The 22,017-nt window shown below is 73.3% G+C and carries 22 protein-coding genes (1 of these 22 only partly in view); 4 read left to right on the forward strand and 18 right to left on the reverse strand.

Translation table 11 applies throughout. The features are described 5' to 3' along the window. From ACQEVB_RS32190 to ACQEVB_RS32240, 11 genes are all read right to left on the reverse strand, one after another. Positions 1 to 155 carry the 5' portion of a DNA-3-methyladenine glycosylase gene (locus ACQEVB_RS32190; RefSeq protein ID WP_432979701.1) on the reverse strand. The gene continues 466 nt to the left of window position 1, outside the view, so only the first 155 of its 621 coding nucleotides appear in the window; the start codon lies at positions 153 to 155; its stop codon lies off the left edge, out of view. Continuing rightward, complete coding sequence (locus tag ACQEVB_RS32195; protein WP_432979704.1) at positions 152 to 1,411, reverse strand: aminotransferase class I/II-fold pyridoxal phosphate-dependent enzyme; 1,260 nt, start codon at positions 1,409 to 1,411, stop codon at positions 152 to 154. The genes ACQEVB_RS32190 and ACQEVB_RS32195 overlap by 4 nt, the downstream gene beginning before the upstream one ends. Continuing rightward, on the reverse strand, positions 1,408 to 2,823 hold the full coding sequence (argH, locus tag ACQEVB_RS32200) for an argininosuccinate lyase (protein ID WP_432979707.1): 1,416 nt from the start codon (positions 2,821 to 2,823) through the stop codon (positions 1,408 to 1,410). Before argH ends, ACQEVB_RS32195 begins: the two co-directional genes overlap by 4 nt. After that, a complete protein-coding gene (gene argG / locus ACQEVB_RS32205) occupies positions 2,823 to 4,250 on the reverse strand; it encodes an argininosuccinate synthase (RefSeq protein ID WP_432979710.1) in 1,428 nt (475 codons plus the stop codon). Before argG ends, argH begins: the two co-directional genes overlap by 1 nt. A 73-nt stretch (positions 4,251 to 4,323) precedes the next feature. Continuing rightward, positions 4,324 to 4,797: an arginine repressor gene (gene argR, locus ACQEVB_RS32210; RefSeq protein ID WP_432979712.1), complete on the reverse strand. Its 474-nt coding sequence runs from the start codon at positions 4,795 to 4,797 to the stop codon at positions 4,324 to 4,326. Beyond that, on the reverse strand, positions 4,794 to 5,714 hold the full coding sequence (gene argF, locus ACQEVB_RS32215; RefSeq protein WP_432979715.1) for an ornithine carbamoyltransferase: 921 nt from the start codon (positions 5,712 to 5,714) through the stop codon (positions 4,794 to 4,796). Before argF ends, argR begins: the two co-directional genes overlap by 4 nt. Beyond that, on the reverse strand, positions 5,707 to 6,885 hold the full coding sequence (locus ACQEVB_RS32220) for an acetylornithine transaminase (protein ID WP_432979717.1): 1,179 nt from the start codon (positions 6,883 to 6,885) through the stop codon (positions 5,707 to 5,709). The genes argF and ACQEVB_RS32220 overlap by 8 nt, the downstream gene beginning before the upstream one ends. Next, complete coding sequence (gene argB / locus ACQEVB_RS32225; RefSeq protein ID WP_432979720.1) at positions 6,882 to 7,775, reverse strand: acetylglutamate kinase; 894 nt, start codon at positions 7,773 to 7,775, stop codon at positions 6,882 to 6,884. The genes ACQEVB_RS32220 and argB overlap by 4 nt, the downstream gene beginning before the upstream one ends. Next, entirely contained in the window at positions 7,759 to 8,922 is a 1,164-nt protein-coding gene (argJ, locus tag ACQEVB_RS32230; RefSeq protein ID WP_432979723.1) for a bifunctional glutamate N-acetyltransferase/amino-acid acetyltransferase ArgJ, read from the reverse strand. The genes argB and argJ overlap by 17 nt, the downstream gene beginning before the upstream one ends. Then, the gene (argC, locus tag ACQEVB_RS32235) at positions 8,919 to 9,938 is read right to left on the reverse strand and encodes an N-acetyl-gamma-glutamyl-phosphate reductase (RefSeq protein ID WP_432979726.1); all 1,020 of its coding nucleotides are present in this window, start codon (positions 9,936 to 9,938) and stop codon (positions 8,919 to 8,921) included. Before argC ends, argJ begins: the two co-directional genes overlap by 4 nt. A gap of 272 nt (positions 9,939 to 10,210) precedes the next feature. Continuing rightward, positions 10,211 to 10,756, reverse strand: coding sequence for a DinB family protein (locus ACQEVB_RS32240; protein ID WP_432979729.1), 546 nt, complete (start codon positions 10,754 to 10,756; stop codon positions 10,211 to 10,213). A 63-nt stretch (positions 10,757 to 10,819) separates the two neighbouring features. On the opposite strand from ACQEVB_RS32240, the gene ACQEVB_RS32245 reads away from it, so the two are divergent. Genes ACQEVB_RS32245 through ACQEVB_RS32255 form a run of 3 tightly spaced genes read left to right on the forward strand, consistent with a single transcriptional unit; the run spans position 10,820 to position 13,510 of the window. Continuing rightward, positions 10,820 to 11,770 carry a helix-turn-helix transcriptional regulator gene (locus tag ACQEVB_RS32245; RefSeq protein ID WP_432979732.1) on the forward strand — a complete coding sequence of 317 codons (951 nt, stop codon included), beginning with the start codon at positions 10,820 to 10,822 and terminating at the stop codon, positions 11,768 to 11,770. Next, a complete protein-coding gene (locus ACQEVB_RS32250; RefSeq protein ID WP_432979735.1) occupies positions 11,767 to 12,477 on the forward strand; it encodes a DNA alkylation repair protein in 711 nt (236 codons plus the stop codon). The genes ACQEVB_RS32245 and ACQEVB_RS32250 overlap by 4 nt, the downstream gene beginning before the upstream one ends. Then, positions 12,470 to 13,510 carry an LLM class flavin-dependent oxidoreductase gene (locus tag ACQEVB_RS32255; RefSeq protein ID WP_432979738.1) on the forward strand — a complete coding sequence of 347 codons (1,041 nt, stop codon included), beginning with the start codon at positions 12,470 to 12,472 and terminating at the stop codon, positions 13,508 to 13,510. Before ACQEVB_RS32250 ends, ACQEVB_RS32255 begins: the two co-directional genes overlap by 8 nt. A gap of 7 nt (positions 13,511 to 13,517) precedes the next feature. Here the strand turns inward: ACQEVB_RS32255 and ACQEVB_RS32260 are convergent, their stop codons facing one another. From ACQEVB_RS32260 to pheS, 3 genes are read right to left on the reverse strand one after another with little or no spacing between them, the layout of a single operon-like run. Next, positions 13,518 to 14,975: a carboxylesterase/lipase family protein gene (locus tag ACQEVB_RS32260; protein WP_432979741.1), complete on the reverse strand. Its 1,458-nt coding sequence runs from the start codon at positions 14,973 to 14,975 to the stop codon at positions 13,518 to 13,520. A 9-nt stretch (positions 14,976 to 14,984) separates the two neighbouring features. Further along, positions 14,985 to 17,492: a phenylalanine--tRNA ligase subunit beta gene (pheT, locus tag ACQEVB_RS32265; protein WP_432979743.1), complete on the reverse strand. Its 2,508-nt coding sequence runs from the start codon at positions 17,490 to 17,492 to the stop codon at positions 14,985 to 14,987. A 9-nt stretch (positions 17,493 to 17,501) separates the two neighbouring features. After that, positions 17,502 to 18,584, reverse strand: a complete 1,083-nt coding sequence (gene pheS, locus ACQEVB_RS32270; protein ID WP_432979746.1) for a phenylalanine--tRNA ligase subunit alpha — start codon at positions 18,582 to 18,584, stop codon at positions 17,502 to 17,504. A gap of 71 nt (positions 18,585 to 18,655) precedes the next feature. Between pheS and ACQEVB_RS32275 the strand changes: the two genes are divergently transcribed. After that, positions 18,656 to 19,879 (forward strand): amidase, encoded by a 1,224-nt coding sequence (locus tag ACQEVB_RS32275; RefSeq protein ID WP_432979749.1) that lies wholly within the window; start codon positions 18,656 to 18,658, stop codon positions 19,877 to 19,879. 9 nt (positions 19,880 to 19,888) lie between these two features. Here ACQEVB_RS32275 and ACQEVB_RS32280 read toward each other — a convergent pair whose 3' ends face one another. From ACQEVB_RS32280 to infC, 4 genes are all read right to left on the reverse strand, one after another. Continuing rightward, the gene (locus ACQEVB_RS32280) at positions 19,889 to 20,656 is read right to left on the reverse strand and encodes a TrmH family RNA methyltransferase (RefSeq protein WP_432979752.1); all 768 of its coding nucleotides are present in this window, start codon (positions 20,654 to 20,656) and stop codon (positions 19,889 to 19,891) included. Between the two features lie 44 nt (positions 20,657 to 20,700). Next, positions 20,701 to 21,081, reverse strand: a complete 381-nt coding sequence (rplT, locus tag ACQEVB_RS32285; RefSeq protein WP_432979755.1) for a 50S ribosomal protein L20 — start codon at positions 21,079 to 21,081, stop codon at positions 20,701 to 20,703. 41 nt (positions 21,082 to 21,122) lie between these two features. Beyond that, positions 21,123 to 21,317 carry a 50S ribosomal protein L35 gene (gene rpmI / locus ACQEVB_RS32290; RefSeq protein WP_432979758.1) on the reverse strand — a complete coding sequence of 65 codons (195 nt, stop codon included), beginning with the start codon at positions 21,315 to 21,317 and terminating at the stop codon, positions 21,123 to 21,125. A gap of 65 nt (positions 21,318 to 21,382) precedes the next feature. After that, positions 21,383 to 21,931, reverse strand: coding sequence for a translation initiation factor IF-3 (gene infC, locus ACQEVB_RS32295; RefSeq protein ID WP_432980707.1), 549 nt, complete (start codon positions 21,929 to 21,931; stop codon positions 21,383 to 21,385). Between the last annotated feature and the right edge of the window lie 86 nt (positions 21,932 to 22,017).

Below are 22,017 nucleotides of genomic sequence, written 5' to 3' on the forward strand. Positions count from 1 at the left end.
GCGGGGTCGTCGGCGCCCCGGTAGGCCTCCACCTCGACGAGGCGCACCGCGACGATGCCCTCCGGGGTGTCGGCCTCGATCGTGGTGCCGAGCAGGCGGACGGCGCCCGTGAGGACGTCGTCCGCCAGCTCGGCACGATCGAGGAGAGCTGTCACGCCCCCTGCTGCGCGATCGCCAGCTTCACGCAGGTGGCGACCCCGGCAGTGGCCTTCTCGACCTCGTCGAGCACGGGGAAGCTCGGTGCGAGCCGGATCACGGCGTCATCGGGGTCCTGGCCGTACGGGTGCGTGGCACCGGCCGGGGTGAGCACCACACCGGCGTCCTTCGCCAGCGCGACCGTGGCGGACGCCAGGCCGGCCGGGACGGTGAGGGTGACGAAGTAGCCACCGTCGGGCCGGGTCCACGACACGCCCTCGACCCCGCCGAGCTGCTCGGAGAGGATCCGCTGCACCGCGGCGAACTTGGGCGCGAGGATCGCCCGGTGCTTCGCCATGTGGGCAGCGACACCCTCGGGGCTGCCGAGGAAGCGGGCGTGGCGCAGGTGGTTGACCTTGTCGGGGCCGATGGTGCGCTTGGCCGTGAGGGTCAGCCACCAGGCGAGGTTCGCCTCGGACGCGCCGAAAAACGCGACGCCGGCCCCGGCGAGTGTGATCTTCGACGTGGAGCCGAAGACGAAGACGCGGTCGGCGTTGCCCGCCTCGGTGGCCAGCGCCAGCAGGTCGGCGATCTCGTGCGCGGTGTCGGTGAGGTGGTGCACCGCGTAGGCGTTGTCCCACATGATGCGGAAGTCGGGCGCGGCCGTCGGCATCGTGGCGAGCCGGCGCACGGTCTCGTCGGAGTACACGACCCCGGTGGGGTTCGAGTACTTCGGCACGCACCAGATGCCCTTGATCGTCGGGTCCTCGGCGACCAGCTGTTCGACGACGTCCATGTCGGGACCGCTGTCGGTCATCGGCACCGGCACCATCTCGATGCCGAGCCGCTCGCACACGCCGTAGTGGCGGTCGTAGCCGGGGACGGGGCAGAGGAACACCACCCGCTCCTGCTCCACCCAGCGCTGCTCGGCGCCGGGCAGCGGCGAGAGCAGCGCGTGGACGAGCGTGTCGTGCATCAGCTCGAGGCTGCCGTTGCCGAACGCGACGAGCTGCGCGACCGGCACCTGCAGCGCGTCCGCGAAGATCTCACGCAGCTCCGGCAGCCCCTGCAGGCCCTGGTAGTTGCGGGTGTCGAGGCCATCGGCGGCGCGGAAGTCCGGGCCGGGGAGCGTGAGCAGGTCGTTCGCCAGATCGAGCTGCTCCGCCGACGGCTTGCCGCGCGTGAGGTCGAGCTTCATGCCCAGGGCCTTCAGCTCGTCGTACGCCGCGCGGGCGGCGTCCAGGTCGGGTCGGGCCAGATCGGCTGGCGAGGTCATGACGTTCCCTTCATGAGACGTGCGCGGGCGGCTGCGGCCCCCGCGCGCAGCTCGTCGAGCTGCTGTGCGACGCGTTCGCCCGCCGTACCGCCGCGGGCGTCGCGCGAGGCTATCGAGCCTTCGACCGTCAGCACGTCCCGCACCATAGGCGTGAGCGCGGGGTGGACGGCGGTCAATTCGGCGTCGGTGAGCTGGTCGAGGCCCACGCCGCGCGCCTCCGCCGCACGGACGCAACCGCCGGCCGCTTCGTGCGCGACCCGGAACGGGACGCCCTCGCGGACGAGCCATTCGGCGATGTCCGTCGCCAGGGTGAACCCGGCGGGCGCGAGCTCGGCCAACCGCTCGGTGTGGAACGTGAGCGTGGCGATCATGCCGGCCACCGCGGGGAGCAACAGCTCCAGCTGCTCGACGGAGTCGAAGAGCGGTTCCTTGTCCTCTTGCAGGTCGCGGTTGTACGCGAGCGGGAGGCCCTTGAGCGTGGCCATGAGGCCGGTGAGGTTGCCGATCAGCCGGCCCGCCTTGCCGCGGGCGAGCTCCGCGACGTCGGGGTTCTTCTTCTGCGGCATGATCGAGCTGCCGGTGGAGTACGCGTCGTCGAGGGTGACGTAGCCGAACTCGGCGGTCGCCCACACGATGACCTCCTCGCTCACGCGCGAGAGGTCCACGGCGATCATGGCCAGCACGAACGCCGCCTCGGCCGCGAAGTCGCGGGCCGCGGTGCCGTCGATCGAGTTGGCGGCGCTGGAGTCGAAGCCCAGCTCCTTCGCGACGGCCTCCGGGTCCAACCCCAGCGACGAGCCGGCCAGCGCCCCCGACCCGTACGGCGACACGGCGGCGCGCCGGTCCCAGTCGGCGAGCCGGTCGACGTCGCGCAGCAGCGCGTGCGCGTGCGCGGCCAGGTGGTGCGCGAGCAGGACGGGCTGCGCGTGCTGCAGGTGCGTGCGCCCCGGCATCGCGGCGCCCGGGTGCGCCTCGGCCTGCGCGACGAGCGCGTCGACGACGTCGAGCACCCCGGACCCGATGCGCACCGCCGCGTCGCGCAGCCACATGCGGAAGAGGGTGGCGACCTGGTCGTTGCGCGACCGGCCCGCCCGCAGCTTGCCGCCCAGCTCCGGTCCGGCGCGCTCGATGAGGCCGCGTTCCAGCGCCGAGTGGACGTCCTCGTCGGCCTCCTCCGGGCCGAACGCGCCGGACGCGACGTCGGCGGCCAGCCGGTCGAGCGCGTCGAGCATGCCGGACAGCTCGTCGTCGGACAGCAGTCCGGCGCGGTGCAGCACGCGGGCGTGCGCCATCGACCCGCGCACGTCGTACGGGGCGAGCCGCCAGTCGAACTGCGTGGACTTGCTCAGCGCGGCCAGCGCGTCGGCCGGTCCCGAGGTGAACCGACCGCCCCACAGCTGCGAGCCCGACATCAGTCCGTGCCCGCTTCCAGCGCGGCGGCGTCGAGCGAGCTGCCGTCCTCGCGCTCGCCGTCGGCCGTGGCGATCCGGTCGAAACCGCCCGACGGCAGCTCACCGAACAGCGTGCCGTGCTCGACGAGCACCGTGCCCTGCTCGGCCGGCTGCCCGGCGTACGCCTCCAGCTTGGCGCGCGAGTCGGCGATGTCGAGGTTGCGCATGGTGAGCTGGCCGATGCGGTCGGTCGGGCCGAACGCGGCGTTCTCCACCCGCTCCATCGACAGCCGCTCCGGGTGGTAGGAGAAGCCGGAGCCTTCCGTGTTGAGGATCGTGTAGTCGTCGCCGCGGCGCAGCCGCAGCGTGACGGTGCCGGTGACCAGCGAGGCGATCCAGCGCTGGATGGACTCGCGCAGCATCAGCGCCTGCGGGTCGAGCCAGCGGCCCTCGTAGAGCAGCCGGCCCAACCGGCGGCCCTCCGAGTAGTAGTTGGCCAGGGTGTCCTCGTTGTGGATGGCGTTGAGCAGCCGCTCGTAGGCGGCGAAGAGCAGCGCCATGCCCGGCGCCTCGTAGATGCCGCGCGACTTGGCCTCGATGATCCGGTTCTCGATCTGGTCGGACATCCCGAGGCCGTGCCGGCCGCCGATCGCGTTGGCCTCCAGCACGAGCGCGACGTGGTCCGGGAACCGGATGCCGTTGATCGCCACCGGATAGCCCGCCTCGAACGTGACGGAGACGTCCTCCGGCTCGATCACGACCGACGGGTCCCAGTGCTTGACCCCCATGATCGGCTCGATGGTCTCCAGCGACACGTCGAGGTGCTCCAGCGTCTTCGCCTCGTGGGTGGCGCCCCAGATGTTGGCGTCGGTGGAGTACGCCTTCTCCGCCGAGTCGCGGTAGGGCAGGCCGTGCGTGGCGAGCCAGCGGCTCATCTCGTCGCGCCCGCCCAGCTCCTGCACGAAGTCGGCGTCGAGCCAGGGCTTGTAGATGCGCAGCTCCGGGTTTGCCATCAGGCCGTAGCGGTAGAACCGCTCGATGTCGTTGCCCTTGAACGTGGAGCCGTCGCCCCAGATGTTGACGTCGTCGGCCTGCATCGCCCGCACCAGCAGCGTGCCGGTGACGGCGCGGCCCAGCGGCGTGGTGTTGAAGTACGTCTTGCCGGCCGAGCGGATGTGGAACGCGCCGCACGCGAGCGCGGCGAGACCCTCCTCGACCAGCTGCGGCTTGATGTCGACGGCGCGGGCGATCTCGGCGCCGTACTGCTTCGCGCGCGCGGGGACGCCGGCGATGTCGGCCTCGTCGTACTGGCCGAGATCGGCCGTGTACGTGCAGGGGATCCCGCCCTTGTCGCGCATCCACGCGACCGCCACGGAGGTGTCGAGGCCGCCCGAGAAGGCGATGCCGATGCGCTCGCCCTTCGGGATCGAGGTCAGGACCTTGCTCACGAGCACTCCTCGCTGACGCTCGTCGCGCGCGTTCGCGCTGCTGCTGTGCTGGACGATGAGCTCGCAAGCTCACTCATGTAACAGTCTCCTTGCTCACGAGTTCGCGCAGCCGCGCGACGAGTTGGGCGCCCGTGAGCGGTTCACGGGCGACCACGAGGATCGTGTCGTCGCCGGCGATGGTGCCGACGACGTCCTGCAGGCCGGCGCGGTCGAGCGCGCTGGCCAGGTAGTGCGCGGCGCCCGGCGGGGTGCGGAGCACGGCCAGGTTCCCACTCGCGTCGGAACCGGTGAGCAGCTCCCCCAGCAACCGGGCGACCCGGCCGGTGCCGTTCTCCGGCCCGAGCACCGGCTGGCCGTCGTCGGGGATCACGTAGGCGCCGCGCACCTTGATCGCGCCCAGCTCGTCGAGGTCGCGGGAGACGGTCGCCTGGGTGGCGTGGACGTGCCGGCTCTCCAGCTCGACCATGATCTGGCGCTGGTTGTGCATGCCGCCGGTGTGGATGATGTCGAGGATCATCGACTGCCGCTCGGCCCGGCTGATGGTCATCGTCGGACGAGCCAGGTGAGGAGGGCCTTCTGGGCGTGGAGGCGGTTCTCCGCCTCGTCCCAGACCGCGCTGTCGGGGGCGTCGAGGATCTCGTCGGTGATCTCCTCGCCGCGGTGGGCCGGCAGGCAGTGCAGGGCGATCGCGCCGGCGTTGGCCCGGGCCATCAGTGCCGCGTTCACCTGCAGACCGTGGAACGGGGCGATCCGGTCGAGGCCGTCGGACTCCTGCCCCATCGACGTCCACGTGTCGGTGACGACGACGTCGGCACCGTCGACGGCTGCGTGCGGGTCGGCGACCACCTCGGCGCCGCCGCCCGTCTCGGCGGCGCGCGCCTTCGCGTCCCGCAGGTACTCCGGGTGCGGCTGGAAGCCCTCCGGCGCGCACACGCGCACCGTCATGCCCGCGGTGGCGCCGCCGAGCAGGAGCGAGTGGGCCATGTTGTTGGCACCGTCGCCGAGGTAGGTCATCGTGAGGCCCGCCGTGCGGCCGAACCGCTCGCGGATCGTCTGCAGGTCGGCGAGCACCTGGCACGGGTGGAACTGGTCGGTCAGGGCGTTGACCACGGGGACCGTGGAGTGGGCGGCCAGCTCCGCGATGCGCGACTGGTCGCCGGTGCGCCACACGATGATGTCGACGAACCGCGAGAGCACCCGCGCGGTGTCGGCGATCGTCTCCCCGCGGCCCATCTGCGACGACCGCGCGTCGACGACGAGCGGGTGGCCGCCCAGCTGCGCCACGCCGGCCTCGAACGAGACGCGGGTGCGGGTGGACGGCTTGTCGAACAGCAGCGCCACGCTCTTCGGACCGGCGAGCGGGCGGTGCGCGAACCGGTCGGCCTTCAGCTCGGCCGCCAGGTCGAGCACCTCGGCCTGCTCGGCAGGGGTGAGGTCGTCGTCGCGCAGGAGGTGCCTAACCATCGGCTTCGTCCAGGAATCCGGGCAGGGCGGCGAGGAACTCGCCGGCCTGCGCCTCGGTGAGGGTGAGCGGCGGCACGAGCCGCAACCGGTCCGGCACCGGGTTGTTGAAGAGGAAACCGGAAGCGCGACCGGCCGCGGCGACGGCCGCCGACACCGGCTTGCGCAGCATCACCCCGATGAGCAGGCCGGCACCGTCGACCCCGGTGACGAGCGGGTGGCCCAGCTCCTCGATGCCGTTGGTGATCGTCTTGCCGACCAGCGCGACCTGCTCCAGCAGCCCCTCGGACTCGATGGTGGACAGCACCGCGAGCCCGGCGGCGCAGCTCACCGGGTTGCCGCCGAACGTGGTGCCGTGCTGGCCGGGCAGGAACAGCTCGCCCGCCTCACCGAGCCCGATGCAGGCCCCGATCGGCAGGCCGCCGCCCAGCCCCTTCGCCAGCGTGACCACGTCTGGGGTGATGCCGGCCTGCTGGAAGGCGAACCACGAGCCGGTGCGGCCGATGCCGGTCTGCACCTCGTCGAGCACCAGCAGGGCGCCGCGCTCCGCGGTGATCCGCCGGGCGGCCGCGAGGTAGCCCGCGGGTGGGGTGACGGCGCCGGCCTCGCCCAGGATCGGCTCCAGGAACACCGCGGCCGTCTGCTCGTCGACGGCCGCGTCCAGCGCCGCGACGTCGCCGAACGGGATGTGCGTGACGCCCGGGGTCATCGGCTCGAACGGGGCCCGCTTCGGCTGCTGCCCGGTGAGCGCCAGCGCGCCCATCGTGCGGCCGTGGAAGGCGTTCTCGCACGCGATGATCGTGGGCCGGCCGGTGCGGCGAGCCAGCTTGAACGCCGCCTCGTTGGCCTCCGTGCCGGAGTTGCAGAACAGCACCCGTCCCGGGGCGCCGACCAGCTCCAGCAGCCGCTCGGCCAGCGCGACCGGCGGCTCGGTGATGAAGAAGTTGGACGTGTGGCCCAGCGTCGACAGCTGGGTGGTGACGGCCTCGATCACCGCGGGGTGCGCGTGACCCAGCGCGTTGACGGCGATGCCGCCGAGCAGGTCGAGGTAGCGGCGGCCCGCGGAGTCCCACACCTCGGCGCCCTGCCCGCGCACCAGCGTGAGCGGCGGGGTGCCGTAGTTGTTCATGAGCGACGCCTGCCAGCGCTCGCCGAGCGCGTTCTCCCCGGTCATGCGCCCACCACCATCGTGCCCACTCCCTCGCTCGTGAAGACCTCGAGCAGCACCGAGTGCGGCACCCGCCCGTCGATCACGTGCGCCTGCGGTACCCCGCCGCGCACCGCCCGCAGGCATGCCTCCATCTTCGGTGCCATGCCGCTCTCCAGGCCGGGCAGCATCGGCTCCAGCTCGTCGGCCGTCAGCGAGCTGATCAGCGACTCCGGGTCGGGGTAGGCCGAGTACAGGCCCTCGACGTCGGTGAGCACGACCAGCTTCGCCGCCCCCAGCGCCGACGCGAGCGCGGCGGCCGCGCTGTCGGCGTTGATGTTGTAGACGGTGCCGTCGACGTCGGGCGCCACGCCGGCGACGACCGGGATGCGGCCGGCCGCGACGATGTCGAGCACCGCGTCGGGATTGACCTCGACAACGTCGCCGACCAGCCCGATGTCGACCGGCTCCCCGCCGACGAGGGCCGTGCGCTTCTCCGCGGTGAACATCCCGGCGTCCTCGCCGGACAAGCCGACCGCGTAGGGCCCGTGCTGGTTGATCAGCCCGACCAGCTCGCGACCGACCTGCCCGACCAGCACCATCCGCACCACGTCGATCGTCTCGGGCGTGGTGACGCGCAGGCCCCCGCGGAACTCCCCCGGCAGACCGAGCCGCTTGAGCATCGCGCTGATCTGCGGGCCCCCACCGTGGACGACGACCGGCTGGATGCCGGCGAGCCGCAGGAACACCATGTCCTGCGCGAACGCCTGCTTGAGCTCGTCGTCGACCATGGCGTTGCCGCCGTACTTCACGACGACGATCTTCCCGTGGAAGCGCTGCAGCCACGGCAGCGCCTCGGCGAGCACGCCGGCCTTGGCCAAGGCGCCGTTGATGGTCGAACTACGAGGAGTAGGCACTGTTCTCCTCCACGTAGGCGTGCGACAGGTCGGTGGTGAGGATCTCCGCGGTGCCCGTGCCGAGCCCCAACCCGATCTCGACGACGATGTCCTCGCCGCTGAGATCGGCCGCGCCCCGATCGCCGGCCGCGGTGCCGCCCGAGCAGAGCAGCACCCCGTTTATGGTGATGTCGAGGGTCTCCGGGTTGACGTCGGCGTCGCTGTAGCCGACAGCCGCGGCGATCCGGCCCCAGTTGGGGTCCGACCCGAACAGGGCCGTCTTGACCAGCGAGTCGCGGGCCACGGTGCGGGCGACGGTGACGGCGTCGTCCTCGCTCGCGGCGCCGACGACCTGCACCACGATCCGCTTGGTGACGCCCTCGGCGTCGGCCTGCATCTGCTGGGTGAGGTCGCGGCAGACGGCGGTCAACGCGGCCGTGAGATCGAGCGCGTCGGCGGTGACGCCGCTGGCGCCGGACGCCATCACCAGCACGGTGTCGTTGGTGGAGGTGACGCCGTCGATGTCGAGGCGGTCGAAGCTGACCCGCACGGCGGCCCGCAGCGCCTCCTGCAGGACGCCCTGCTCGACGACCGCGTCGGTGGTGACGACGGCCAGCATCGTGGCCATCGACGGCGCGATCATGCCCGCGCCCTTCGTCATCCCGCCCATCCGCCAGCCCGACGGATGGGAGCGGGAGGACTGCTTGGCGACGGTGTCGGTGGTCATGATCGCCGTGGCGGCGGCGAGACCCGCTGCCGGATCGGCCGCGAGCGCAGCGGTGGCCGCGTCGACGCCGGCGAGCACGCGGGCGCGCGGCAGCTGGGCCCCGATGAGCCCGGTGGAGCAGACGGCCACCTCGATGGCCCCGCACTCCAGGCCCTTCGCGGCCTGCTCCGCCGTGGCGTGCGCGGTCTGGAAGCCCTCGTGGCCGGTGCAGGCGTTGGCACCGCCCGAGTTCAGCACGACGGCGCGCAGGCGCTTCGTGGCCGCCAGCACCTGCTCGGACCACAGCACCGGGGCCGCCTTCACCTTGTTGCGGGTGAACACGCCCGCGGCGGTGAACGTGGGCCCGTCGTTGACGACGAGTGCGAGGTCGGGGTTGCCGCTGGCCTTGATGCCGGCCTTGACCCCGGCCGCCCGGAAACCTCGGGCGTGGACGACACTCACGGCGCCACTCCCGTCAGCGGCAGGCCGGTGGTCTCGGGCAGCCCGACGGCGAGGTTCATGCACTGCACGGCGGCGCCCGCAGTGCCCTTGGTGAGGTTGTCGATCGCACCGACGACGACCATGCGGCCCGCGTCGGGATCGACCGTGACCTGCAGCAAGACGGTGTTGGCGCCGAGCGTGGCGGCCGTGGTGGGCCAGACGCCCTCCGGCAGCAGGTGCACGAACGGCTCGTCGGCGTACGCCTTCGCGTAGACCTCCTGCAGCTCACCCGCCGACGCCGTGGTGGGCGCCGAGCAGGTGGCGAGGATGCCCCGCGGCAGCGGCGCCAGCACCGGCGTGAAGCTCACCGAGACCGGTGCGCCCGCGGCGGCGGACAGGTTCTGGATCATCTCCGGGGTGTGCCGGTGCGCGCCGCCGACGCCGTACGCGGACAGCGCGCCCATGACCTCGGAGCCGAGCAGGTGCGGCTTCGGCGACTTGCCGGCGCCCGAGGTGCCGGTCACCGCGGTGATCACGACCTCGGGCTCGACCAGACCGGCGACCAGCGCCGGAGCGAGCGCCAGGCTCGAGACGGTGGGGTAGCAACCGGGCACGGCGACGCGGGTGGCGCCGCGGAGTGCGTCGCGCCCGCCGGGCAGCTCGGGCAGGCCGTACGGCCACCGGCCGGCGTGCTCGCCGCCGTACCAGCGCTGCCACGCGGCCGGGTCGGCGAGCCGGTGGTCCGCGCCGCAGTCGATCACGACCGTGCCCTCGGGGAGCTGGGCGGCGAGCTCGGCCGATCGGCCGTGCGGGAGCGCGAGGAAGACGACGTCGTGGCCCGCCAGCACCTCCGCGGTGGACTCCTCCAGCACCCGGTCGGCCAGCGGCAGGAGGTGCGGCTGGTGGCTCCCCAGCAGGCTCCCCGCGTTGCCGCCCGCCGTCAGCGCACCGATCTCCACCTCGGGATGGCCCAGCAACAGCCGCAGGAGCTCACCCCCCGCATACCCGCTCGCACCCGCCACCGCGATCCGCACCATGCGGATGACTATGCAGGATCACGGAAAATCATGCAAGCGTGTTGTGGGGGCGCCGCCTTGTCGCTCGTCGCCGACGCGGCGGCGGCAGCTGCAGCTCGATCTGCGACATCACGAGCGGGAACAGGAGGACGGCGAGCGGAACGGCGATCACGGACCACATGCCTTCGGAGTCGCCACGATGCCCGGCGGGCAACCGCGACTGGAGCGGTCCGACCGGATCGGATGTCGCCCACCACCCGATCGGACCCGGCACCGGCCACGGTAAGTGCTGCTCAGCCCATGCTCTTCTGCCCGTCGATCGTCTCCCGGATGATGTCGGCGTGCCCCGAGTGCTGGGCGATCTCGGCGATCAGGTGCAGGAACACCCGGCGTACCGTCCAGTACACCCCCGCCGGCTGCCACGGCGCCTCGGGCAGCTCGTAGGTCGTGTCGAGGTCGACGGTGCGGACCAGCTCGTCGGTCGCCGCGGCCACCTCGGCGTACGCAGCCCGCACGCCGTCCAGGGTCTCGCCGTCGACGAGGCGGAAGTTCGCCTCCCACGCCGCGACCAGCTCCGGGGTGAACTCCCCCGGGCTGTCGGACCAGTCGTCCTGGTTGCCGTGCTTACCGGAGGTGGCGAACGTGGCCCAGCCCTTCTCCACCTCGGCGACGTGCTTGATCAATCCCCCGATGGTCAGCGCGCTGACCGTGCTGCGGGTGTTGGCCTGCTCGTCGGTGAGCCCCTGGGCGGTGTGCAGCAGGAAGTGCCGGGCCTTGGCCAGGCCGGCGAGGATGTCGGCCCGCTCGCCGGTGACGGCGGTCTGCTCGGTGGTGGTCATGGGCCGTACTCTAGGACCTGCTGGTGTCAGTTATTGACCTCAATCCGGCGGATCCTGGAATCCATGGCGAACACGAGCTCCCGCACGCTGCGGCTGCTGTCCCTGCTGCAGACCCACCGCTACTGGCCGGGCGCCGAGCTGGCCGACCGGCTCGAGGTCTCGGTGCGCACCCTTCGCCGGGACGTCGAACGGTTGCGCGAGCTCGGCTACCCCGTCAACGCCTCCCGCGGCGTCGACGGGGGCTACCAGCTGGCCGCCGGCGCGGCGCTTCCCCCGCTCGTCCTCGACGACGAGGAGGCGGTCGCGCTCGCCGTGGGGTTGCAGACCGCGGCGCAGGGAGGCGTCGCCGGGATCGCCGAGTCGTCCGTGCGCGCGCTGGCCAAGGTCGTGCAGGTGATGCCGCCGAAGCTGCGCAAGCGGGTCGATGCGCTGCGCGCCATGACCACGCCGGTGACGTGGTCGGCCGGCGGGCCGACGGCCGACCCGGAGGTGCTCACCGCGGTCGCGGAGGCGTGCCGCGCCGAGGAGCGGCTCGAGTTCGCCTACACCGCCGCCGACGGCGCGCGCACCGACCGGCTGGTGGAGCCGCTGCGGCTGGTGGCGCTCGGCCGCCGCTGGTACCTCGTCGCCTACGACCTGCACCGGCACGCATGGCGCAGCTTCCGGCTCGACCGGCTGGCCGGTCCGCGCTGCACCGGCGTCCGGTTCCGCCCGCGCGAGCTGCCGGCCGCCGACGCCGCCCAGTTCGTGCAGGCCGCCGTCGACCAGCGACCGTCGTCCTACGAGATCGAGATCCGGTTCGCGGCACCCGTCGAGCGGGTGCGGACGGCGATCGGCCGGTGGGGGCAGGTCGACGAGGACGGCGACGGCTGCCGCTTCCGCGTGCGCAGCGACACGCTCGACTGGGCCGCCATGGCGATCGCCGTGCTCGGTGCGGACGCTGAGATCGTCTCGCCGCCGGAGCTGCTCGACCACGTCCACGGCTGGGCCCGCAGCCTGGGCCGGGCCCGGTGAGCGCGCTGGCGCAGGTCCTGCGCACGCGACTGGCGGAGGTGGCCGACCCGGAGGCCGCCCCGGCGATGCAGGCCTACATGAAGTCGGCGATGCCGTTCCGCGGCGTGCCCAAGCCCGCCCGCGCGCGGGTGCTGCGTGCCGCGCTGGCCACGCACCCGGTGGCGGACGCAGCCGAGCTCGCCACCACCGTCGACGACCTGTGGGACGGCGCCGCGTACCGGGAGGAGCGCTACCTGGCCATGGACCTGGCCGCGCACCGCCGGCACCTGCCGTGGGTGGGCCTCGCGTGGCTGCCGCGGCTGCGCGGCTGGATCGTCGACGCCGGCTGGTGGGACGTCACCGACGAGCTGGCCAACCGGCACGTCGGCCGGCTGCTGCGGGCGCACCCCGCCGAGGTGACGCCCGTCGTGCGGAGCTGGATCTCCGACCCCGACCGCTGGCTGCGCCGCAGCTCGGTGATCTGCCAGCTCTCCTCCGCCGCCGCGACGGACCGCGACCTGCTGACCGACGCGATCGAGACCAACGCGGCCGACCCGGACTTCTTCCTGCGCAAGGCCATCGGCTGGGCCCTGCGGCAGTACGCCCGCACCGACCCCGACTGGGTCCGGGCGTTCGTCGCCGCACACCCCGAGCTCTCCCCGCTGTCGAAGCGGGAGGCGCTGCGCGTGATCACCACGTCCGGCGCGCAGCACCGGTCGCGTGGTTGACTGCCCCGTGGAGATCGGTGTGTACGGCTTCGTCGACGTGGCGCTGGACGCGGACCCGGAGGCTCCCGCGCTGCGGATCCGGGAGGCGGTCGAGCAGATCGCGCTGGCCGACGAGGTGGGGCTCGACGTGGCCGGCATCGGCGAGCACCACCGCCGCGACTACGCCTCCTCCACGCCCGCCACGATCCTGGCCGCGGCCGCCGAGCGCAGCAGCCGGATCCGGCTGACGAGCGCCGTCTCCGTCCTGTCGTCCGACGATCCGGTGCGCGTGTTCCAGCAGTTCGCCACACTCGACCTGCTCTCCGGCGGGCGAGCGGAGATCATGGCCGGTCGCGGCTCGTTCATCGAGTCGTTCCCCCTGTTCGGGCACGACCTCGCCGACTACGACGAGCTGTTCGCGGAGAAGCTGGAGCTGCTGCTCGCCCTGCGCGCGAACGAGCGGGTGACGTGGTCGGGCCGGCACCGCGCCCCGCTCGTCGAGCAGGCCGTCTACCCCCGGCCGCTGCAGGATCCGCTGCCGGTGTGGCTTGCCGTCGGCGGCAACCCGCCGTCGGTGGTGCGGGCGGGCCGGCTCGACCTGCCGATGGCGCTCGCGATCATCGGCGGGCAGCCGGCGCGGTTCGCGCCGCTCGTCGAGCTGTACCGCCAGGCCGGCGGCACCCAGCCCACCAGCCTGAACATGCACGGGTTCGTCGCGGAGACCCGCGCGGCCGCGGCCGACACGTACTACCCCGCGCACTCCGGCGTGATGGACCGCATCGGCCGCGAGCGTGGCTGGGGCCCGACCAACCGGGCCGCGTTCGACGCCGCCACCGCCATCGACGGCGCCTACCTCGTCGGCGCCCCGGAGGCCGCGGCGGAGAAGATCCTGCACCTGCACTCGCTGTTCGACCACGACCGGATGCTCATCCAGATGGCGATCGGCGACGTCGCACACCGCGACGTGCTGCGGGCGATCGAGCTGCTCGGCACGGAGGTGGCCCCGCTGGTGCGCGCGGAGGTGGCGCGCCGACACGCGCCCGCCGCCGGTTGAGAGGCCTCTACCGCACTCCGGCCCACAGCTCCCGCGTCGCGCCGCGCGGGTCGTCCGCCGTCTCCGTCGCGGCGCCGAACGTGCGGACGGTGCGGGCGTCGCCGTAGCGCGCCCACCCCGGATCCCGACCGGACGCGAACGCGACCCACGCGCCGTGCACGGTGTCGGCGAGCTCCTGCGGCGCGTCCGGCCCGTTCATGGCCTCGGCGGCGGCCAGCGTGTCGAACACGAACGGCAGCTCGACGGCGTGGCAGGCGCCGAGCCGCCCGTCCAGCCCCTGTGCCGGCCAGTCGAACTCGTAGACCCAGGCGCGGCCGTGCGCCTCGGCGAGCCGGATCGCGGGGATGCGGAACATCTGGTCGGTCATGACGTCGGACAGCACCTCCCAGGGCGCGCCGCCCGGGCGTCCGGCGCGGTAGCGGTCCACGGCGCCGTCGGGCAGCCCGAGCATCCCGACGAACCCGGTCATCGCGGCGTCGGTGACGAACTCCGTCATGCCGCCGGCCACGGTGAAGAGGTGGACCTCGTCGCGGGTGGTGCCGATCAGCACCTCGACGTCGGTGGCGCTGCCAGCGGCGATCCGGTCGATCGGCCGGCCGGGAAGCGACTCGCCGTCGACGATCGGGACGTAGACGAGCGCGCCGGCGGCCGCCTCACCGAACTTCACCGGGTCGGGCCTGGCCCGCAGTTCCTTCAGCAGCTCGGTGTGCGCGCGAACCAGGCGTTCGGGCGGGACCTGGCCGAGCTCGGCGGGCGCCAGCCCGACCTGCGCCGCGACGAGCGTGGCGATCTTCTCCGCCGTCTCGACGGAGTACGCGTTGTGCGCTGCGCCGCTCTGCAGGATCGCCCGCTGGAACAGGCCTTCCGCGGCTGGCATCGCGAGCAGCGTGCCGACGCTCATCGCGCCGGCGGACTCCCCGAACACCGTGACGCGGCCGGGGTCGCCGCCGAACGCCGCGATGTTGTCGCGGACCCACGTCAGGGCGGCCACCTGGTCGAGGATGCCGAGGTTCGCCGGGCCGCCGGGCAGCTTCAGGAACCCTTCGGCGCCGAGCCGGTAGTTCACCGACACCAGCACGATGCCGTCCCTGGCGAAGGCCGTGCCGTCGTAGACGGGCACGGCGTTGGAACCGTTGACGAACGCGCCACCGTGGATGAACACCATCACCGGCGCGCCGCTCGCGTCCGCGGGCGCCCACACGTTGACGGTGAGGATCTCGTCGCCCGGGATCACCGGCTCGGGCAGCACGTCGCGGAACACCGGCGGGTAGGGCCCTGCTGGCGCGGTCGCTCCCAGCTGCAGCGCGTCGCGGACCCCCGACCAGCCGGGATGCGGCTGGGTCGGGCGGAACCGGTGCTCCCCGAACGGGGCGGCCGCGTACGGGATGCCGAGGAAGCGGGCGACCCCGCCCTCGACCGTTCCACGGACGGTGCCGGAGATCGTCGTCGCCTCGATGCTCGTCACCCGACGACTCTAGGTGCGCAGCGCAGCCCCGTGGCGCTCGACGGCCACCGCGACCGCGGCGTCCCGGGCCGCGTTGGCCTCCTCGCTGGTCAGCGTGCGGTCGGGGGCGCGGAATCGCAGCGTGTAGGCCAGCGAACGCTTGCCCTCGCCCACCTGCTCGCCCGCGTACACGTCGAACAGCCGCACCTGCTCCAGCAGCGCGCCGCCGCCGTCCTCCAGCGCCTCGGCCAGCGCGGCCACCGGCACAGCCGTGTCCGCGACGAGCGCGACGTCGACCGTGATCGGCGGGTACGGCGACACCACCGGCACCGGCCGTGCCTCGTCCAGCGGGATGAGGTCGAGGTCGATCTCCATCGCGCACGTGCGCGGCGGCAGATCCAGCGCCTCGACGACCTTCGGGTGCAGCTCGCCGGCGTGCCCGAGCGGGAAGTCGCCGAGCCGGATCTCCGCGCACCGCCCCGGGTGGAACGGGGGCAGAGCGGCCGCGGTGGCCCGCAGCTCCACCCCGGCCGCCTTGCCCACGAGCAGGGCCGCCGCCACCGCGTCGGCCCAGCCGGCGGGACGTCCGGCGCCCCACCAGCCGCGCGCCTCCCGGTCGCCGGCGAGCACCACGCCGACGTGCGTGGGCTGCTGCGGCAGCGCGGCGTTGATCTGCGCGTACACGTCGTCGGACGGGCGGGCGTCGACGGGCGGGTCCGGCATCGGGACGGTCTCGTGGTGGGGCTGGGTGACCTGACCGATCGTGTAGAGGGCGAGGTCGACCAGCCCGCGCGACCGGTTGCGGCCCAGTGTCTCCAGCAGGCCCGGCAGCAGGGTGCTCGCCAGCTCGGCCCGCTCGGCGTCCAGCGGGTTCACCACGTGCACGGTGCGCCGGCGCGGGTCGCCGGCGTCGAGCCCGAACGCGTCCCACACGGTGGGGTCGATGAACGGGAACGGCAGCACCTCGACGTAGCCGTTCTCGGCGAGCGCCCGGCCCACGACCCGTCTGCGCTGCTGGGCGGGTGTGAGGCCACGTCCCGGCACCGCCGACGGGAGGATCGACGGGATCCGGTCGAGCCCCTCCAGGCGCAGGACCTCCTCCACGAGGTCGGCCGGGCGGACCAGGTCGGGTCGCCAGGTAGGCGGCGTCGCCACGACCTGGCCGCGACCGTCGTCGCCCGTGACCAGCTCGACCGCGCAGCCGATCTGGGCCAACCGGCGCACGGTGGCCCCGCGCTCGTAACCGACGCCGGCGACGCGGTCGGGCAGGTCGAGCGGCATGCGGACCGCCGCGGGTGCCGTGACGCCGCCCGCGTCGGTGCGTCCCGCGGCGATCGTCCCGCCGCCGAACTCGACGAGCAGCTGCGCCGCCCGCTCCGCCGCGACGGGAGGGAGCATCGGGTCGACGCCACGTTCGAAGCGCTTGGACGCCTCGCTGGGCAGCTTGTGCCGGCGCGCGCCGCGGGCGATCACGGCGGGCACGAAGTGCGCGGCCTCCAGCAGCACGTCGACGGGCTCGGTGCCACCGACCGGGATCTCCGTGCTGGCCCCGCCCATCACGCCGGCGAGGCCGATCGGGCCGCTGTCGTCGGTGATGAGCAGGTCGTCGGGATCGAGCGAGCGCACCACGTCGTCGAGGGTGGTGAGCTTCTCCCCCGCGACCGCCCGGCGCACCACGATCGGGCCGCTGACCAGCGACGCGTCATAGGCGTGCAGCGGCTGGCCGAGCTCCAGCATCACGTAGTTCGTGACGTCGACGATCAGCGAGATCGGCCGCATGCCACCCGCCAGCAGCCGCCGCTGCATCCACCACGGGGTGGGTGCGGTCGGGTCGACGCCGTCGACCCGGCGGGCGACGAACCGCGCGCATCCCTCGTCGTCGAGGCGGACCGGCCACGCGTCGCCGGTCGTGTCCGGCACCGCGACCCGCGCGGCCGGATCGGTGTAGTCGGCCTCGGTGGCAGCGGCCAGCTCGCGCGCCAGCCCGCGCAGCGCGAAGCAGTAACCGCGGTCGGGGGTCACGTTGATCTCGATCACCGGCTCGGCCAGGCCGAGCACATCGGCGGCCGGGGTGCCCGGCTCGGCCGTGCCGGGCGGCAGGACCAGGATGCCGGCGTGGTCGGTGCCGATGCCCAGCTCACGCACCGATGCGATCATGCCCTCGGAGAGGTGGCCGTAGGTCTTGCGGGCGCCCACCTCGAACCCGCCGGGCAGCACCGTGCCCGGCAGCGTGACGACGACGAGGTCGCCGACCGCGAAGTTGGTGGCACCGCAGATCACGTTCTGCGGCGCCCCGGTGTCGTTGGCGTTGCCGACGTCCACCTGGCACCAGCGGATCGGCTTCTTGAACTCGGTCAGCTCCTCGATCGCGAGGACCCGCCCGACCACCACCGGACCGCTGACGTCGGGCGCCGGATGGATCTCCTCGATCTCCAGGCCGACCTTGACGAAGGCCTCGCCGAGCTCGTCGGCCGACTTCGCGTCGACCCCTGTTCCGATGCTGACGTACTCCGACAGCCAGGACTGCGTTACGCGCACCCGATACCCCTAGACCCCGAACGCCCGGCTGAACCGGACGTCGCCCTCGACCATGTCACGCATGTCGGGGATGCCGTTGCGGAACATGAGCGTGCGCTCCAGACCCATCCCGAACGCGAAGCCCGAGTAGACGTCGGGATCGACGCCGCAGGCGCGCAGGACGTTCGGGTCGACCATGCCGCAGCCGCCCCACTCGACCCAACCCGCGCCGCCCTTCTTCTCCGGGAACCACACGTCCGGCTCGGCCGAGGGCTCGGTGAAGGGGAAGAACGAGGGGCGCAGGCGGATCTTCGACTCGGTGCCGAACATGGCCCGCGCGAACGCGTCGAGGGTGCCCTTCAGGTGCGCCATCGTGAGGCCCTTGTCGATCGCCAAGCCCTCGACCTGGTGGAACACCGGGGTGTGGGTGGCGTCGAGCGCGTCGGTGCGGAACGTGCGCCCCGGGCACACGACGTAGACCGGCAGGTCCCGCTCCAGCAGCGCGCGGATCTGCACCGGGGAGGTGTGCGTGCGCAGCACCAGCCCGGACTGCTCGCCGTCGCCCAGGTAGAACGTGTCCTGCATGGTGCGGGCGGGGTGGTCCTTCGGGAAGTTCAGCGCGTCGAAGTTGAGCCACGACGACTCGACCTCGGGGCCCTCCGCGACCTCCCACCCCATCCCGACGAACACGTCGGCGATCTGCTCGCCGATCTGCGTCAGGGGGTGGCGGGCGCCGCGCGGGATCCGGTCCCACGGCAGCGTGACGTCCACGGCCTCTTCGACGAGCACGCGCTCGTCGCGCTCGGCGACGAGCACGGCGCGCCGCTCGTCGAACGCGGCCTGCGCCTCCTGGCGCGCCGCGTTGACCCGCTTGCCGGCGTCGGCGCGCTCCGGGCCCGGCAGCGAGCCCAGCTCGCGGCGGGCCAGCTGCAACGGCGCCCGATCGCCGAGGTGGGCGGGGCGGACGGCGGCCAGCGCCGCCAGGTCGGCTGCCTCGGCGAACGCGGCGCGGGCGGCCGCGACCGCCTCGGCCAGCGCCCCGGCGTCCAAGAGTCCGGGGGACGGCAGGCCCGACGAAGGAGGGCCGGGGTTGGTAGGCCTGGTCTCGCTCATGATGGGCTCGATCCTAGAGAGCGGCTCCCGAGCGTCACGACGGGGACACCGTGTGCTGGAGGATGCGAGCCATGCGTGACGGGTTCGCCGAGCTGCTCGGCCGGCTGCGGCGTGGCGAGGAGACGGCGGAGCAGGCCGTGGCGGAGCGGCTGGCGCTGGTGCGGGCCGCGCACGAGCGGACCGGTGCCGTCGCCTTCTTCGAGGACGAGCGCGCGCTGTCGGACGCTCGCGCCCTCGACCGCGCGTTCGCCGGGACCGGCCCCGTCGGGCCCCTGCACGGCCTTCCGATCACGGTCAAGGACTGGATCGACGTCGAGGGCTTCCCGTGCGCGGGCGAGACGGACGACCGGGAACGCCGCCCGGTCCGGGACGCCGCGGCGGTGGCCCGGTTGCGGGCCGCCGGCGCCGTCGTCGTCGCGAAGACCAAGCCCTGGGGCGACGTCGCGCATCCGGGCGATCCCACCCGATCGGTGGGCGGTTCCAGCAGCGGGGAGGCCGCGCTCGTCGCCGCCGGCGCGTCGGTGCTCGGCATCGGCAGCGACTCCGGCGGCAGCATCCGACTCCCCGCGTCCTGGGCGGGGGTGTGGGGGCTGCGTCCCACCGCAGGGCGGGTGCCGACCACCGGGCACTACCCGCGCGTCGGCCTCCGCAGCGACGGCCGCACGCAGATCGGGCCGCTCGCGGACTCCGTCGACGCGGTCGAGCTGGCACTCGCCGTCCTCGCGGGGCCGGACGGCCGCGATCCGGCAGCAGCACCGGTCCCGCTGCTGTCGTCGACCACGGTGGAGCTGCAGGGGCGCCGCATCGCGGTCATCCCGGGCGGCGCGGTCCCGGTGGTCGAGGCAGCCGTCCGGCGGGCCGGCGCGGCACTCGTGGCTGCGGGCGCCGTCGAGGTGGAGTGGACCTTCGACTGGCTCCCGCCGGCCTGGGACGTCACTCGGCGGTACTGGGCCCGGGCCGGCGGGGAACCCGGCCTGACCGGCGCCGACGTGATGCGCGAGCTGGAGGACTGGGACCACTACGTCCACCGCTACCTGAGAGCCACCGCGGACGTCGACCTGATCGTCACACCGGCCACGCCCGACACCGCGCCGCTGCGCTCCGAACCCGTCGAGGGTGAGCGCTTCCTCCACCTCCTGCCGGCGAGCCTCGTCGGAGCGCCGGCGCTCGCGGTGCCCGCCGGGGCGGACGCGGCCGGACTGCCGATCGGTGTGCAGATCGTCGGGCGCCTGTGGGAGGACCACGTCGTGCTGGCGGCGGGCCGGACCGTGGGGGCGGCCGTCGGCCGGAGCTGAGGCGCCGGGTCAGCGGCGGGCGGCGACCGTCGCGTAGAGACAGATCGCCGCGGCAGTGGCCAGGTTGAGGCTCTCGGCGCGGCCGTGGATGGGTACCCGCACCCGGTGGTCGGCCGCGGCGGCGAGGTCCGCCGGCACGCCGTGCGCCTCGCCACCGAAGATCCACGCCACCGGGCCGGCCAGCAGTGCCGCGGTGCCGGGATCGTGCAGGTCCCGCTCGCCGTGCCCGTCCGCGACGAGGAGGGTGAGACCGGCCGCGCGGCACGCGGCCAGCACGGCGGCGGCGTCGCGGTCGCGGGCCAGTGGCAGGTGGAACACGCTGCCCGTCGACGCGCGGACGGCCTTGCCGTTGTGCGGGTCGACGGTGTCGCCGGCCAGGAGCACGGCGTCGGCGCCCGCGGCGTCGGCGACGCGGATGATCGTGCCCGCGTTGCCCGGGTCGGTGATGCCCGCGCACACCGCGACGAGCGTGGGCGCCGGACCCAGCGCGGTCGCCGGAGGGACGTCGAGCAGGTCGCAGACCGCGACCAGCCCCTGCGGGGTGACGGTCTCGGAGAGCGTCTCGGCGGCCCGTTCGGTGACCGGGCTGATCCGGGCGCCCGCGCGGTCGGCCGCGTCGATCAGCTCCGGGTTGCGCGCGGCGGCTGCGTCGGTGAGGAACAGCTCGTGCACCCGCCCGTACGCGAGCGCCTCCCGGACCGCCTGCGCGCCCTCGACGAGGAACCGCCCGGCCCGATCGCGGCCCGCGCGGCGCAGCAGCTTGCGTGCTGCGACCACGCGCGGGGTGCGGTCGGTGCCGGGCGGTCCCGGTACTGCCGTGCTCAGGCGGCGGTCCCGCCCGCCTGCGCCGGCACGTTCGCCTTGGCCACCTCGACGAGCGCGGTGAACGCGGCCGGGTCGGAGACGGCGAGCTCGGCCAGGTTCTTCCGGTCGACCTCGATCTCGGCGATCTTCAGACCTTGGATGAAGCGGTTGTACGTCATGCCGTTGGCGCGGGCGGCCGCGTTGATCCGCGTGATCCACAGCTGCCGGAAGTCACCCTTGCGGGCGCGCCGGTCGCGGTAGGCGTAGTTCAGCGAGTGGAGCATCTGCTCCTTCGCCTTGCGGTACAGCCGGGAACGCTGCCCGCGGTAGCCGCTGGCCGCTTCGAGGGTGGTGCGGCGCTTCTTGGCGGCGTTGACCGCGCGCTTCACGCGTGCCATGGGTGTGTCCTTACGTGTGGGAGGTCAGGGGCAGGGAGTGGTCAGCGACCGAGCAGCTTCTTGACGCGCTTGACGTCGGCCTTCGCGACGGGCGCGAGTCGCCCGAGGTCGCGTGCTTCCTTGCTCGACTTGACCTCCATCCGGTGGCGGAGGCCGGTCTGCTCACGCATGAGCTTTCCGCTCCCCGTCACGCGGATCCGCTTGGCGGTCCCCTTGTGCGTCTTGTTCTTCGGCATGGCGGGTCCTACTTCCCTGCCGGCGCGGACGCCGGCGTCGTGAGCTGTGCGAGCTGCTGCGGCCGTCAGGCCTGCGGAACGCTCTCGGCCGCGCGCGGGCGGCCCTTCTTGTTCGGAGCGATCACCATCGTCATGTTGCGGCCGTCCTGCTTCGGCGCGGCCTCGACCGTGCCGAGCTCCGCCACGTCCTCGGCGAGGCGCTGCAGCAACCGGAACCCGAGTTCGGGACGGGACTGCTCGCGACCGCGGAACATGATCGTGACCTTGACCTTGTTGCCGCCCTCGAGGAAACGCACGACGTTGCGCTTCTTGGTCTCGTAGTCGTGGCTGTCGATCTTCGGTCGGAGCTTCTGCTCCTTGATCGTGGTGAGCTGCTGGTTGCGGCGGGACTCCCGGGCCTTCTGCGCGCTCTCGTACTTGAACTTGCCGTAGTCCATGAGCTTGCAGACCGGCGGGCGGGCCTGAGCGGCGACCTCGACGAGATCCAGCTCGGCCTCCTGCGCGAGCCGCAGGGCGTCCTCGATGCGCACGATGCCGACCTGTTCACCGTTGGGTCCGACCAGTCGGACCTCGGGAACACGGATGCGGTCGTTGATGCGCGTCTCTGTGGTAATGGGGTCTCCTCGTTTCGGCGTCCAATGGCGCGACGAAGCGGAGACCCTACGATCAGGAGGCCACGCGTGCGCGGCTACCGGACCGG

Origin of the sequence: Pseudonocardia sp. CA-107938 (assembly GCF_050936315.1) — a bacterium.
Taxonomy (GTDB): domain Bacteria; phylum Actinomycetota; class Actinomycetes; order Mycobacteriales; family Pseudonocardiaceae; genus Pseudonocardia.